General features: G+C 42.4%; 13 protein-coding genes. 7 read left to right on the forward strand and 6 right to left on the reverse strand.

From position 1 onward, the window contains the following. Position 1: 1 nt before the first annotated feature. From mnmG to rpmH, 6 genes are all read right to left on the reverse strand, one after another. On the reverse strand, positions 2-1,894 hold the full coding sequence (gene mnmG / locus PCH02S_RS14340) for a tRNA uridine-5-carboxymethylaminomethyl(34) synthesis enzyme MnmG (RefSeq protein WP_127454084.1): 1,893 nt from the start codon (positions 1,892-1,894) through the stop codon (positions 2-4). Positions 1,895-1,942: 48 nt separating this feature from the next. Then, complete coding sequence (mnmE, locus tag PCH02S_RS14345; RefSeq protein WP_127454086.1) at positions 1,943-3,319, reverse strand: tRNA uridine-5-carboxymethylaminomethyl(34) synthesis GTPase MnmE; 1,377 nt, start codon at positions 3,317-3,319, stop codon at positions 1,943-1,945. Positions 3,320-3,392: 73 nt separating this feature from the next. Then, the gene (jag, locus tag PCH02S_RS14350; protein WP_127454088.1) at positions 3,393-4,010 is read right to left on the reverse strand and encodes an RNA-binding cell elongation regulator Jag/EloR; all 618 of its coding nucleotides are present in this window, start codon (positions 4,008-4,010) and stop codon (positions 3,393-3,395) included. Beyond that, positions 4,007-4,780, reverse strand: a complete 774-nt coding sequence (gene yidC / locus PCH02S_RS14355; protein ID WP_246069076.1) for a membrane protein insertase YidC — start codon at positions 4,778-4,780, stop codon at positions 4,007-4,009. The genes jag and yidC overlap by 4 nt, the downstream gene beginning before the upstream one ends. A gap of 71 nt (positions 4,781-4,851) precedes the next feature. Next, the gene (rnpA, locus tag PCH02S_RS14360; protein WP_127454090.1) at positions 4,852-5,211 is read right to left on the reverse strand and encodes a ribonuclease P protein component; all 360 of its coding nucleotides are present in this window, start codon (positions 5,209-5,211) and stop codon (positions 4,852-4,854) included. A gap of 137 nt (positions 5,212-5,348) precedes the next feature. Beyond that, positions 5,349-5,483 carry a 50S ribosomal protein L34 gene (gene rpmH / locus PCH02S_RS14365; protein WP_028557239.1) on the reverse strand — a complete coding sequence of 45 codons (135 nt, stop codon included), beginning with the start codon at positions 5,481-5,483 and terminating at the stop codon, positions 5,349-5,351. Between the two features lie 636 nt (positions 5,484-6,119). On the opposite strand from rpmH, the gene dnaA reads away from it, so the two are divergent. The 7 genes from dnaA (at position 6,120) to gyrA (ending at position 14,959) form a co-directional block, all read left to right on the forward strand. Beyond that, complete coding sequence (dnaA, locus tag PCH02S_RS14370; RefSeq protein WP_127454092.1) at positions 6,120-7,484, forward strand: chromosomal replication initiator protein DnaA; 1,365 nt, start codon at positions 6,120-6,122, stop codon at positions 7,482-7,484. 178 nt (positions 7,485-7,662) lie between these two features. Next, positions 7,663-8,805, forward strand: a complete 1,143-nt coding sequence (gene dnaN, locus PCH02S_RS14375) for a DNA polymerase III subunit beta (protein WP_127454094.1) — start codon at positions 7,663-7,665, stop codon at positions 8,803-8,805. A 13-nt stretch (positions 8,806-8,818) separates the two neighbouring features. Next, entirely contained in the window at positions 8,819-9,034 is a 216-nt protein-coding gene (gene yaaA, locus PCH02S_RS14380; protein ID WP_127454096.1) for a S4 domain-containing protein YaaA, read from the forward strand. A gap of 28 nt (positions 9,035-9,062) precedes the next feature. Next, positions 9,063-10,181, forward strand: coding sequence for a DNA replication/repair protein RecF (recF, locus tag PCH02S_RS14385; RefSeq protein ID WP_127454098.1), 1,119 nt, complete (start codon positions 9,063-9,065; stop codon positions 10,179-10,181). A gap of 5 nt (positions 10,182-10,186) precedes the next feature. Then, positions 10,187-10,435, forward strand: a complete 249-nt coding sequence (gene remB, locus PCH02S_RS14390) for an extracellular matrix regulator RemB (protein ID WP_127454100.1) — start codon at positions 10,187-10,189, stop codon at positions 10,433-10,435. Positions 10,436-10,503: 68 nt separating this feature from the next. Beyond that, a complete protein-coding gene (gene gyrB, locus PCH02S_RS14395; RefSeq protein ID WP_127454101.1) occupies positions 10,504-12,420 on the forward strand; it encodes a DNA topoisomerase (ATP-hydrolyzing) subunit B in 1,917 nt (638 codons plus the stop codon). Positions 12,421-12,466: 46 nt separating this feature from the next. Further along, entirely contained in the window at positions 12,467-14,959 is a 2,493-nt protein-coding gene (gyrA, locus tag PCH02S_RS14400; protein ID WP_127454103.1) for a DNA gyrase subunit A, read from the forward strand. Positions 14,960-15,240 lie beyond the last annotated feature (281 nt).

Consider the following 15,240-nt stretch of genomic DNA (forward strand, 5'->3'; position numbering starts at 1 on the left):
GTTAACCTCTAGCCGCCGTGACTCTGTTATAGTGTTCCAAATACACAAGAAGGATAGAAATATCAGATGGTGTCACACCTGCAATACGTGATGCTTGACCAATCGAAATCGGACGGATTTTAGCAAGCTTTTGCTTAGCTTCCGTTGCAATTCCATGAATTTCGCTATACTCGATATCATCCGGAATCTTCTTCTTCTCCATTTTACGCAGACGCTCTACTTGATTACTTTGTTTCTCAATGTAACCCGCATACTTAACTTGAATCTCAACTTGCTCTTTCATTTCATCGTCCAGCTCAAGTGGTGAAGGGGACATTTGTTCAATATGTTTATATTCAATTTCAGGGCGACGAAGCAGCGCGATTGCTGGAACAGAATTATTCAAAACTACACTTTCCAAGCTTTCTAAAAGCTGTTGAACATGCGGTTCCGGTCTAATTTTATCCGTATTTAAACGCTCGATTTCTTGGTCAACCAATGCTTTTTTATTTAAAAACGTCGCATAACGCTCCTCAGAAATCAGCCCAATATCATGGCCAATTGGTGTTAAACGCAAATCAGCATTATCGTGGCGAAGCAGCAAACGATATTCCGCGCGGGACGTTAATAGACGATATGGTTCGTTTGTCCCTTTTGTAACTAAGTCATCAATAAGAACACCGATGTACCCTTCGGAACGATCCAACACAACTGCTTCTTTACCTTGAACTTTGCGAGCCGCATTAATTCCAGCCATAACCCCTTGCCCAGCTGCTTCTTCATATCCAGATGTCCCATTAATTTGTCCAGCAGTAAACAAACCGCTAATAAGCTTAGTCTCCAAAGATGGCTTCAATTGAGTAGGAACTACCGCATCATATTCGATGGCATAACCAGTACGCATCATTTCTACTTTCTCAAGACCTGGAATGGAGCGCAAAATGCCAAGCTGTACATCTTCCGGCATACTCGTTGATAAACCTTGTACATAGTACTCAGATGTATTACGGCCTTCCGGTTCCAGGAAAATTTGATGTTTCGGTTTATCGGCAAAACGAACAATTTTATCTTCGATAGAAGGGCAATATCTTGGCCCAGTACCTTCGATCGCACCTGAAAACATTGGAGCACGGTGCAGGTTCGAATTGATAATGTTATGCGTCTCTTCAGACGTATACGTTAACCAACAAGGCAATTGCTCATTAGCAGCCCCTGATTTAGTCTCAAAAGAGAAAAACTTAGGTTCATCATCACCAGGCTGAATTTCCGTTTTACTAAAGTCGATTGTATCTTTATGAACCCGCGGCGGAGTTCCCGTTTTGAAACGCACGAGATCAAAACCTAATTTGCGAAGCGACTCCGATAGTTTAACCGAAGGCTGTTGATTGTTCGGACCGCTCTCGTACATAAGCTCACCCATAATAACTTTCCCTCTTAGGTAAGTTCCTGTCGTAAGAACAATTGCTTTCGCATAATACTCAGCGCCTGTTTTAGTAATAACGCCTTTGATCGCGCCATCTTCAACGATGAGCTCTTCGGCCATACCTTGACGTAACGTTAAGTTTGGCGTTGCTTCAATCGTTTCTTTCATTTTGTGCTGATATGAAAATTTGTCGGCTTGTGCACGAAGTGCATGCACAGCTGGACCCTTACCAGTATTCAGCATGCGCATTTGAATATAGGTTTTATCGATGTTGCGGCCCATTTCGCCGCCGAGTGCATCGATCTCCCGAACAACGTGGCCCTTTGCAGGACCACCAATAGATGGATTGCATGGCATGAAAGCAACCATATCCAAGTTAATTGTTAAAAGTAGTGTATTACATCCCATCCGGGCAGATGCCAGAGCAGATTCGCAACCTGCGTGTCCAGCGCCAATGACAATAACATCAAATTCACCAGCATGATATCCCATAGTTCAAAGTCCCTCCCTCTTTTATGAAAACGAAAATGCTGTCGGTTTTCATTTACCTAAGCAGAATTGTGTAAAAATTTGATCGATCAACGACTCACCAACAGAATCACCAATAATCTCTCCAAGCTGCTCCCAAGCCGCTCGAATATCGATTTGTATCATATCAATTGGCACGTATTGCTCGTTTGCTTCAAGCGCATCATGCAACGAGCGTTTTGCTTGCTTCAATAAGGATATATGTCGAACGTTGCTAACGTACGTCAAGTCACTTGACTCTAGTTTGCCCTCAAAGAAAATTGCCGCAATCGCTTTTTCTAAATGATCGATACCTTTATTCTCAATCAGGGATAGCTCGACAATACGTTCCTGTGGAAAATAACTCAACACTTGATCGATATCCAGCTTACGACTGAGATCAATCTTATTCAAAATAACAATCGTTTGCTTCTCCGCTAATTGCTTCATTAAAACAAGCTCATCTAATTGAAGTTCTTCATTGCTATTCAGCACCAACAAAATCAGTTCCGCTTCAGCCAAAGCAGTTTTCGATCTTTCCACTCCGATTTGTTCCACAATATCTGTCGTTTCGCGAATCCCCGCTGTATCCAACAGTTTAAGCGGAATACCGCCAACATTGACGAATTCCTCAATGACATCCCTTGTTGTTCCTGGAATATCGGTTACAATCGCCCGATTCTCCTGCGCCAATTCATTTAACAACGATGATTTCCCTACATTCGGTCTACCGACAATTGCTGTCTCAATACCCTCGCGCAAAATTTTACCTTGCTCAGCGGTCACCAAAAGACGGTCAATTTCAAGCATTACCGTGTCACATTTACTCTTTATGAAAGCATTCGTCATTTCCTCAACATCATGCTCTGGATAATCAATATTGACTTCCACATGAGCCATTAATTCTACCAACACATATCGTAGATGTTTGATTTGCTTCGACAAATTTCCTTCAACTTGCTTTAATGCCACTTTAAAAGCTCTGTCCGATTTAGCTCGAATTAAGTCGATTACAGCTTCCGCTTGCGTCAAATCAATCCGACCATTAAGGAAAGCTCGCTTCGTGAATTCACCGGGCTCCGCCAAACGTATCCCCTGCTGCAGCAATAAATCCAGCACCTTCTTTACAGAAACAATACCGCCGTGGCAACTAACTTCGACCACATCTTCCATTGTAAAAGAACGCGGAGATTTCATTAAAGTAACGAGAACCTCCTCTACCTTTTCGGCAGAAGCAGGTTCTATAATGAATCCATAATGTACCGTATGCGTCTCAGCATCAGATAATTTCGTTTTTGAGCGAAAAACACGCTCCACTAATGGAACTGCTTCATCCCCGCTCACACGAATAACCGCTATCCCACCCTCACCGAGCGGCGTAGAAATAGCAGCAATCGTATCATTTAACATAGTATTAACACCTCGAGTTTACCTCATCTTAAAGAAAAAGCAATGACTTATGCTCATGTCATTGCGGCTAAGGTTATTTGACGGCGATCACGACCCGACGGTTCGGTTCTTCGCCTTTGCTATAAGTTTTGACAACAGGATGCCCTTGCAGTTCAGCATGAATAATCTTGCGTTCTTGCGAGTTCATCGGCTCCAAAATAACTTCTTTTTTCGACTTTATGACACGATTCGCCAACCTTAATGCTAGCTCTTCTAACGTCTTTTTACGTCGATCTCGGAAATTTTCTGCATCTAAAATAATCCGGAAATGCGAATTTGCATAACGATTAGCGACAATATTCACTAAATACTGCAGCGCATCGAGGGTTTGTCCTCTTTTACCGATCAAAATACCAAGCTCCGAACCACTCATATTCAACTGGTAGCCTTCGCGATCCTTTGACGTGTCTATGGTGATGGAAATTTTCATCGCTTCGAACATATCTTGTAAGAAAGCAATGGCTTCCTCAAGCGGATCTGGTATCAATTCAAGCTCAACCTTAGCTTCTTTGGAACCAATAAACCCAAACAACCCCCGGGAGGGCTGTTCCAAAATATGAATCTTAACACGATCCTCCGAAACCTGCCATTGAGAAAGACCGGCTTTCACCGCGATCTCAATAGTTTTTCCAGTCACCACAATTTTTTTCATTTGGACAGGCCACCCTTATTATTTTGAGATCCAGGATTTTTTTGTTTTCCAGGAGAACCATAAATAAAGTAAGACTGAATAATGGTGAAGATGTTACCGTAGATCCAGTAAAGTGGCAGCGCAGCTGCGAAATTCATGGACATCACGAAAATCATAACCGGGAAAATGTATAGTAAGCTTTTCATTTGTTGATTCATTTGAGAAGACATAAACATTTGTTGAACGAATGTTGTTGCCGCGGCGATCAAAGGAAGTATGTAATAATGATCGGGCTGTCCTAAATTCATCCATAAAAAAGTATGCTCTCGAATGTGGTCATTACGCATGATAGCTTGATAAAGCGCAATCAGAATTGGCATTTGAACAATGATTGGAAAACATCCAGCTAGCGGATTTACACCATTTGACTGAAATAACTTCATTGTTTCTTCCTGCTGCTTCTTCGCATCATCTTTATACTTTTCTTTAAGCTTCTTCATCTCAGGCTGCAACTCTTGCATCCGTTTGGAGCTCTTATACTGTTTCAGCGTCAGAGGCAAAATAATGAGACGAATAATGAGGGTTACGACCAGAATCGATAAGCCATATTGGCCCCATAACTTGACGGCGAACCAGTCGAGTGTCTGCGAAAGCGGGTACACAAAATATTTTACAAAAAAACCTGCCGTATTAGGATCAATCGGTGCCATAGCAGCGCTACTAGGACTACATCCTGACAACAATAAGATCAACGCAGAAAGAGCTGCAAGCAAATAAAGTCGACGAGTCAAAATGAGATCCTCCTAAATATCTTTTCCAACATAAACTATAACACAATTTAAGCGCGAAAAGAAATAATGCTTCACTTTTTTATTGTGTCATTTCTTTTTAATAAAGAAGCTTTTCGGATTACATGCCAAATGCTTTTCTCCATCTCGGCATATTCCATATCTACCGCGGGTTTTCGAGCCAGCAAAATGTAATCATAATGCGGCGTCATATTCTCTTTTTTCAAACGGATGATCTCTTTCACCATTCGTCTCAAGCGGTTCCTGACAACCGCGTTCCCCACTTTTTTACTCACCGAGATACCAAGTCGGAAATTTTCCATTTTAGGCTGAGGTAAATAGTAAAGAACGAATTGATGGTTGGCCATTGATTTGCCATATCGATAAATCTTATTGAAGTCTTCTCTTTTAGCTAATCTATATTCTTTTTCCACAGACATGTACGCTCCAGACCGTTAACTTCAGATAAGCCAAATCACCACTTAGGCATCTTATCTATTTTTGACCGAAATGACGGCATATAAACTGTCCATCCAAATGCAAAAAAAAAAGCCCCTTCCGGAGCCTCTTTTTACGCGCTAAGAACTTTTCTTCCTTTAAGACGACGAGCTTGTAGAACTTTACGACCGTTCTTCGTGCTCATTCTTTTACGGAAACCATGATTTTTCTTACGCTTTCTCGTATTCGGGTTAAACGTCGGACCCATCTATAGCACCTCCCTACCTGAGGATATCCATCCTACAAAATTTCTACTACTCATTAAATCATATATCACTCAAGAAAGTCAACCTACCCGAGCGTGCAGAAGGAAATGCCAAAATGATCACAATAAATCGAAAAAGAATAACCTGTGTATAAATTTTATCCACCGAAAAGAGAAGCTTGTCGAAAATCAACAGAATATTAACAATATCTTGTGTTGTGAACAATTTCTATGCACAACTTGTTGTAATTGTGGATAATCCCAAACAATCCGTTGATTAACAGGCTATCTTTTGTTAAGATGATAATGTTTCTGTTGTGGATATACACGACCACTTCTCCGATTTATCAACAGTCTGTGGATAACATTGTGAACAAAATTCCCTCTACAAGAATAAGTCATTTTAACCGATTCTTAATAATGTGGATAAAACGACAAAAGCCGTCCTTTTTTGACCCCATTAGACATGTTGGTTCTTTTCGCAATAAATCGCGCAGAATATACTCTGATTGCGTTCAATCTATACGTTTTTCGGATCGCTCCAGTTAGAGCTTCAACCATAATGATTTATACACAGATCGCATTGTTAGGAAACCTGGCCTTTACGCCACATGTTTGATTTTAAAGGAGTGAATTACTGTGGAAGGCCATTCTACGGACTTATGGCAGCAAATCTTATCGATTATACAAACTAAGCTTAGCAAACCTAGCTTCGATACTTGGCTAAAATCAACCAAAGCGACAGTTTTTAATGACTCGACTGTCGTTATTTGTGCGCCCAACAATTTTGCCCAGGAGTGGCTGGAAAGCCGCTATACCAAGCTGATTGAAGGCACAATTTATGATTTTACCGGCAAACATGTTTCCGTGAAATTCATCATCGAGACCGAAGAACAGAAAGCGCAATCTGCTGCCACTCAACCGGCCGTTATACCGCCTAAAGGTCCCGCCATTGTGGCAGGTGAAGAAAATTTCACGAATATGATGAATTCGAGATACACGTTCGATACTTTTGTCATCGGATCAGGCAATCGCTTCGCCCACGCAGCTTCATTAGCTGTGGCCGAAGCGCCAGCCAAAGCCTATAATCCGCTCTTTTTATACGGAGGCGTTGGTTTAGGTAAGACCCATTTGATGCATGCAATCGGCCATTATGTGCTGGAACATAACCCTGGGGCCCGTGTTTTATATATTTCATCAGAGAAATTTACGAATGAATTCATTAATGCTGTTCGTGATAACCGCGGTGAAGGATTCCGTAATAAATATAGAACGATTGATGTACTACTAATTGACGATATTCAATTCCTCGCCGGCAAAGAAGGTACGCAGGAGGAATTTTTCCATACATTTAACGCTCTTCATGAAGAAGGTAAGCAAATTATTATCTCCAGTGACCGGCCTCCCAAAGAGATACCAACGCTGGAAGACCGCTTGCGCTCTAGGTTTGAGTGGGGCTTAATTACCGATATTCAGCCGCCTGATTTAGAAACGCGCATCGCTATTTTGCGGAAAAAAGCGAAAGCCGAAAATCTTGAGATTCCAAATGAAGCGATGATCTATATCGCAAATCAAATCGATACGAACATTCGTGAACTTGAAGGTGCTTTAATAAGGGTAGTTGCCTACTCCTCTTTAATTAATCAGGATATTAGCGTACATTTAACCGCCGAAGCCTTGAAGGATATCATTCCGTCAAATCGGCCAAAGGTTATAACCATACAGGATATTCAGCAGCGTGTTGGTGAATTCTATGGATTAAAGCTTGAGGATTTTAAAGCGCGCAAACGAACGAAAGCCGTAGCTTTCCCGAGACAGGTCGCTATGTACCTGGCACGAGAGCTGACGGACTTCTCTTTGCCGAAAATCGGAGATAATTTTGGTGGCCGCGACCATACCACGGTTATCCATGCCCATGAAAAAATATCGCAAATGTTGCAAGCGGACCAAGAGCTCTATAAGATCGTTCATAATCTTACGGAGCGTATCAAAAACCCCTCTTAATAACATTTGATTTCGGGTGAGCCTATACACAATCTATTCACATGTGGATAGGCTTGCTCTATATATGGTTCATCCACATATCCACATATCCAGAGCCCCTACTGCTATTACTAATAAAGAATGTTATTATATAAAGATATGCTAACGCACCCCAAAAAAGAACTGCAGGAGTGAAGTCATGAAATTAACGATCCTTAAAGACCATTTAATAGAATCCATTGGTCACGTTTCCAAAGCAATTTCGTCACGTACAACAATTCCAATCCTTACAGGGATCAAAATAGATGCAACCTTAAGCGGTGTAACCCTTACGGCAAGCGATACCGATATTTCCATTCAAAGCTTTACGCCAAGTGAAAATGGTACGAACAAAATTATTCAGTTATATCAAGCCGGGAGTGTTGTGCTTCCAGCTAAATTTTTCGTTGAAATTATCCGTAAGCTCCCTGCTCAACTCATTGAAATTGAAGTAGGCAACAATTTTCAAACCATCATTCGTTCAGGTTCTTCTGAAATTCAAATTATGGGACTTGATCCGGATGAATATCCGCTGCTGCCGGAAATCGAAGAAAGCAAAATGCTGCGTCTTCCAAGCGATTTGCTTAAAACAATGATTAAACAAACGTCTTACGCAGTATCAACGAATGAGTCTACGCCGATTCTTACGGGTGTACTTTGGAATATCACTGGTGATAAACTGAAATTTATTGCTTGTGACCGTCATCGACTTGCCAGCCGCGAAGTTACTGTTGATAACGATAACGCGCACAATTTGCCTAATATTGTTATTTCAGGCCGAACCTTGAATGAATTAAGCAAAATTTTGCCTGATCAAAACTCACTTATTGATATAGTTATTTCGGACAATCAGGTTTTATTCAAAATTCATTCAATTTTATTTTACTCACGCATTTTGGATGGTACGTATCCGGATACATCGAAGCTCATTCCTCAGTCCTTCCAAACGGAAATGGTCGTTCCGACGAAAGAATTGGCTGAAGCCATCGATCGCGCTTACCTCCTTTCCAAAGAGGATAAGACGAATATTGTTAAAATGATGATGCTGGAAGACCAAACCATCGAAATTTCATCCAGCTCCTCCGAGCTGGGCAAAGTAACGGAACAAATTAACTTGCAGCATATTGTCGGTGATTTACTCAAAATCTCTTTTAACTCCAAATATATGCTTGATGCGCTCAAAGTTCTCGACTCAGAGTTTATTCATATTGGATTTACTGGAGCTATGCAGCCTATCATCATGAAGCCGCAAGATTCGACAAACATTCTTCAGCTGATCTTGCCATATCGAACAACGAATTAAGGAGTGCTCCAGTATGAAGCAAATCGCTATTAACACGGACTACATTACGCTCGGGCAGTTTCTCAAATTATCGGACTGTATATCCACAGGTGGACAAGCCAAATTTTTTGTTGTGGATACAAAAATCGAAGTGAACGGACAGGCAGAAAATCGCAGAGGACGGAAACTCGTTCCGAAAGATATCGTTACCGTGGAGGGTTTCGGACAATTCGAAGTCGTTAGCTCCTGATTGGGCCAAGCCAGGAGGATGAGTAATCATGTTTTTGAACAGACTCGCGCTTAAGTCTTACCGAAATTACGATCAGATCGAGTTGACCACGGATAGCAATGTCAATATCTTCGTAGGACCTAACGCACAGGGCAAAACGAATTTATTAGAATCCATTTATGTCTTGGCAATGACCAAATCACATCGTACTCATCAAGACAAAGAACTGATCGGCTGGAACGGTGATCAAACGCAGCTGCATGCACAGATCCAAAAGCGATATGGCAGCTGTCAATTGGATCTCTCCATTTCAACCAAAGGCAAGAAAGCAAAAATTAATGGGCTCGAGCAAAAAAAGCTCAGCAACTTTATTGGAGCGCTTAATGTTGTTATGTTTGCGCCGGAAGATTTAGAAATTGTCAAAGGCACGCCTGGTATCAGACGAAGATTTCTCGATATGGAGATTGGTCAGGTTCAGCCCTCCTATCTCTATGATTTATCGCAATATCAGAAAATTTTGCTTCAGCGTAACAATTATTTAAAGCAAAATTTTGCTGGAAAAGGCTCACCTGACGCGATGTTGGACATCTGGAATGAACAATTAGCACTGTATGGTGTTAAAATTATGAAAAAGCGTCAAAACTTTATAAAGAAGCTGCAACAATGGGCTGAAACGATCCATCGAGGAATAACGAATGACAGTGAAGAGCTACTCATCCGCTATTCCCCTTCGTTTGACATGGGCTCGTTTGAAGATGAATCTGTTTTATTAAACCAATTTATGATAAAGTTATCTTTGGTCAGAGATCAGGAATTCCGAAGAGGCGTTACACTTGTGGGCCCTCATCGCGACGATCTTCTTTTTTACATCAACGACAAAGAAGTGCAAACCTACGGCTCCCAGGGGCAGCAGCGCACAACTGCACTCTCCCTTAAGCTGGCGGAGATTGAACTCATCCATGAGGAAGTTGGCGAATATCCTCTTTTATTACTTGATGATGTGCTTTCAGAGCTTGATGAATATAGGCAGACGCAGTTGATCCGCACGTTCCAAGAAAAAGTGCAAACGTTTATCACCACGACGGGTCTAGAGAGTGTCCATTTGGACCAACTGAACCATGCTTCCGTGTTTCATGTTTTGAAAGGAAATGTAAGTGGCAGGAGCTGAGGAGCATGTTTATTCATTTGGGTGGAGAAAAAATTATTCGAGCTTCCGAACTGATTGCTATATTCGATATCTCGATAGAAAAATCCTCAAAAATATCGAAACAATTCATTCAACAAGCTGTTAAGGATAAAAAAACAGAAAAAATCGGTGAGGAAGAATGCAAATCTCTCGTTGTTACGAAGAGTAAAGTGTATTATTCCCCGATCTCCTCTACCACGCTCAAGAAAAGAGCGCATCTTTTGTTAACGAACTAACCTTTTGTTGTTCACATAAGAGAGTATAAGAGGTTTATCTCACTATAAAAAAGCAGGTGGAGATTAACATGTCTGTGAATCAAAATGCGTACGATGATAGTCAGATTCAGGTTTTGGAAGGGTTAGAAGCCGTTCGCAAAAGACCGGGTATGTATATTGGTTCAACCAGTGCCCGTGGACTTCACCATCTCGTTTGGGAAGTTGTCGATAACAGTATTGACGAGGCACTTGCTGGCTTCTGTACGAAAATCGATGTAATTGTTCATAAAAATAATAGTATTACCGTCGTAGATAACGGACGTGGGATTCCGGTCGGGGAAAATGCGAAGCTCAAACGTCCAACGCTTGAAGTCGTACTTACCGTCCTGCATGCGGGAGGTAAATTCGGTGGCGAGGATTCCGGTTACAAAGTATCCGGAGGGCTGCACGGTGTAGGTATTTCCGTAGTTAATGCGTTGTCCGAGCACTTAACTGTGAAAGTAAAGAATAAAGGCCAAATTCATCAACAGGAATACCGCCGCGGAACACCGCAATATGATGTGAAAGTCGTTGGGGAGACGGAAGAAACGGGCACGACGGTTACGTTCCAGCCAGATCCGGAGATTTTCAAAGAGACAACGGAATATGACTTTGATGTCCTTCAATCCAGGATTCGCGAGCTTGCGTTCCTGAACAAAGGCATCGAGATCAATTTAATCGATGAGCGTACGGATACGGCCACAACCCATATGTATGAGGGTGGGATCATTTCCTTCGTTCAGCATTTGAATAGAAATCGCGAAGTTGTCAATGAATTGCCGATCTATGTAGAGGGTTCCAAGGATAATATCTCTATCGAGATTGCCCTTCAGTACAATGACAGCTATACCGAAAATATTTATTCCTTCGCCAACAACATCAACACACATGAAGGCGGTACGCACGAATCAGGCTTCAAAAGCGCGCTTACACGGATTCTAAACGATTATGCTCGTAAAACGAATTCCCTGAAAGAAAGCGATTCAAACCTTTCCGGTGATGATGTCCGTGAAGGGCTTGCTGCGATTATTTCCGTGAAAATTCCGGAGCCTCAATTCGAAGGGCAAACGAAAACGAAACTAGGTAACAGCGAAGTCCGCGGTATTGTCGAGTCTTTATTTGCTGAGAAATTGCAAACGTTCATGGAAGAAAACCCGGCGGTTGCCAAACGCATCCTGGAAAAAGGGATTCAAGCGGCTAGAGCCAGGGAAGCAGCACGCAAAGCGAGAGAACTGACTCGCCGTAAAAGTGCGCTGGAAGTCAGCGCTCTGCCAGGTAAACTCGCAGATTGCTCCTCTAAGGATGCTTCTATCAGTGAGATTTACATCGTAGAAGGTGACTCTGCGGGCGGATCAGCTAAGCAAGGACGTGATCGTCACTTCCAAGCGATTCTTCCACTTCGCGGAAAGATTTTGAACGTAGAGAAAGCCAGATTGGATCGTATTTTATCGAATACGGAGATTCGGGCGATGATCACAGCTTTCGGTACGGGAATCAGCGATGATTTCGATATCAATAAAGCTCGTTATCACAAAATCATTATTATGACAGACGCCGACGTTGATGGAGCGCATATTCGTACACTCCTTCTCACGTTCTTCTACAGATACATGAAAAAGTTAATTGAGTCCGGTTATGTATATATCGCACAACCTCCTCTTTTCAAATTGGAGAGGAATAAAACGGTACGTTATGCCTATAACGAAAAGCAAAGAGAAGCAATCATGCAAGAGTTTGGCGAGGGTGCCAAAGTCAATGTACAGCGTTACAAAGGACTTGGTGAGATGAATCCTGAGCAGCTATGGGAAACCACGATGGACCCAGAAAGCCGCACTTTGCTGCAAGTGACGATTGAAGATGCGATTGAAGCGGATACGCTCTTTGATTCTTTGATGGGAGATAACGTTGAGCCTAGAAGAGATTTCATCGAGGAACACGCAATTTACGTGAAAAATCTAGATGTCTAAACGTCTTAGACGTTGTTAACGATGTAAGCTTTCAGGAGGAACATTCATGAGCGAAGAATTACGTTCGCAAGTCAAAGAAATTGACATTTCTACCGAAATGCGTACATCCTTCTTAGACTATGCGATGAGTATCATTGTCAGTCGTGCACTGCCAGATGTAAGGGATGGTCTGAAGCCGGTTCATCGTCGTATTCTATACGCGATGTCAGAACTCGGCATGTCTCCAGATAAACCATATAAGAAATCAGCGAGAATCGTCGGCGAAGTAATCGGTAAGTACCATCCACACGGGGATTCCGCTGTTTATGAAACCATGGTTCGGATGGCGCAGGACTTCTCTCTTCGTTACATGCTCGTTGACGGCCATGGTAACTTTGGATCGATCGACGGCGATATGGCGGCAGCTATGCGTTATACGGAAGCTCGTTTGTCCAAAATTGCGATGGAACTACTGCGTGATATCAACAAAGAGACGATCGATTATGCGCCGAACTACGATGGAGAAGAACAAGAACCTGTTGTTCTCCCTTCCCGTTTTCCTAACTTGCTTGTGAACGGAAGCTCAGGGATCGCGGTAGGTATGGCTACGAATATTCCTCCGCATAACCTACGGGAAGTTATTGAGGGTATTCAAATGTTGATCCAGAATCCTGAAATTACGCCTTTGGAGCTGATGACAGCGATCAAAGGGCCGGATTTCCCGACTGCTGGATTTATTCTGGGCCGTGAGGGCATCAGACAAGCGTATACAACAGGTAGAGGCTCTGTTACGATGCGGGCTAGAACCGTCATTGAAGAAAATAACAATAAGGCCAGAATCATTGTTAATGAGCTGCCTTATCAAGTAAATAAAGCTAGATTGGTTGAGAAGATTGCCGAACTCGTTCGTGAGAAAAAGATTGACGGTATCACCGATCTTCGCGATGAATCCGACCGTAACGGAATGCGTGTTGTGATTGAGCTTCGCCGGGATGTGAATCCGAATGTCGTTCTCAATAACTTGTTTAAACAGACGGCTATGCAGTCCAACTTCGGTATCATCATGTTGGCGCTTGTTAATGGCCAACCAAGAGTATTGAATCTTCGTGAGATGCTTCAGTACTATCTCAAACACCAGCAAGAAGTCATTCGTCGCAGAACCGAGTATGATTTGCGCAAAGCTGAAGCACGCGCTCATATCTTGGAAGGCTTGCGAATTGCATTGGACCATCTGGATCAAGTTATTGCATTGATTCGTGCTTCCAGAACCACTGAGGAAGCTAGAGATGGCCTCATGAACACGTTTAATTTGAGCTATGATCAAGCTCAAGCTATTCTGGATATGCGCCTACAGCGTTTAACTGGATTAGAGCGTGAAAAAATTGAAGCTGAATACGAAGAACTCATGAAGAAAATCGCTGAACTCAAAGCGATTCTTGCTGACGAGCAGCTGATTCTAGCAATCATTAGCGAAGAGCTTAATGAGATTAAAGAGAAATTCGGTGACGAACGCCGTTCCGAAATTACAATTGGTGAGGAAAGCATCGAAGATGAAGACCTCATTCCACGAGAAGATGTCGTTATTACAATTACGCATACAGGTTACATTAAACGGTTACCTGTCACTACGTATAAGAACCAGAAGCGTGGTGGACGCGGGATTGTCGGAATGGGAACCAAAGACGACGACTTCGTAGAACATTTGTTCGTAACCAATACACATCATTACCTGATGTTCTTTACGAATAAAGGTAAAGTGTATCGGTTGAAAGCTTATGAGATTCCAGATTTGAGCCGAACTGCGCGCGGGACTCCGATCATTAACTTGATCCAGATCGAGCAAGGTGAGACGATCAATGCTGTGATCCCAGTTGAGAGCTTCGAAACAGATCAATACTTATTCTTTGCGACGAAGCAAGGTGTTGTGAAGAAGACGCCAATTGACGATTACTCCAATATTCGTAAAGGCGGTCTAATCGCGATTAATTTGCGTGAGGACGACGACCTTATCGGCGTTAAATTAACCGACGGCAATCAAGGTATCATCATGGGGACCAAGTTCGGTATGTCGATTCATTTCCCAGAGCAAGATGTGCGTTCAATGGGAAGATCGGCTACTGGGGTGAAAGGTATTCAGCTTGATGAGGAAGATGCTGTAATTGATATGGACGTAGTCCATGAAGATAATAGCGTATTGATTGTAACGACTAAGGGCTTCGGAAAAAGAACGCCTGTTTCCGAGTATCGTATCCAAACACGTGGTGGTAAAGGGATCAAAACCTTAAACATCACGGATAAGAATGGTCCTGTTGTAGGTCTTAAAGTCGTTCAAGAAGACGAAGATCTCATGATTATTACTGCTTCAGGAACGGTCATTCGGACAAGTATGGATGGTATTTCGGTTATGGGTCGTAACACGCAAGGTGTTCGTCTAATCAACATTCGTGAGGATGATGAAGTAGGAACCCTGGCGAGAGTACAGAAGAACGAAGATCAAAATGAGAACGAAGAAGACGGCGATTGGGAAGAAACCGATACGGAATCGACGGATACAGAATAATAATTTGCAGGGATGGGCTTACAAACCCATCCTTTTTATTTTACAATAGCATGTATAAGATAAAGTAAGGTGAGTGAGCGATCGTGCCGACAGTAGCCGTTTCTCAATTAAAGTATGGCGAAAAACTAGGAGACAATGTAACAACGAAATTAGGGAATGTCCTTTTCAATAAAGGTAAAATCCTGAATGAGAGAGATCTTGAGATTCTTAAGGCGAGTTACGTTCCCGTGCGAGGTTAAGTCGAAAAGACGGAGCCGCAGCGAAAGCGAGTCTGAATAGGG

It is taken from the genome of Paenibacillus chondroitinus NBRC 15376, assembly GCF_004000765.1.
Taxonomy (GTDB): Bacteria; Bacillota; Bacilli; order Paenibacillales; family NBRC-103111; genus Paenibacillus_E; species Paenibacillus_E chondroitinus.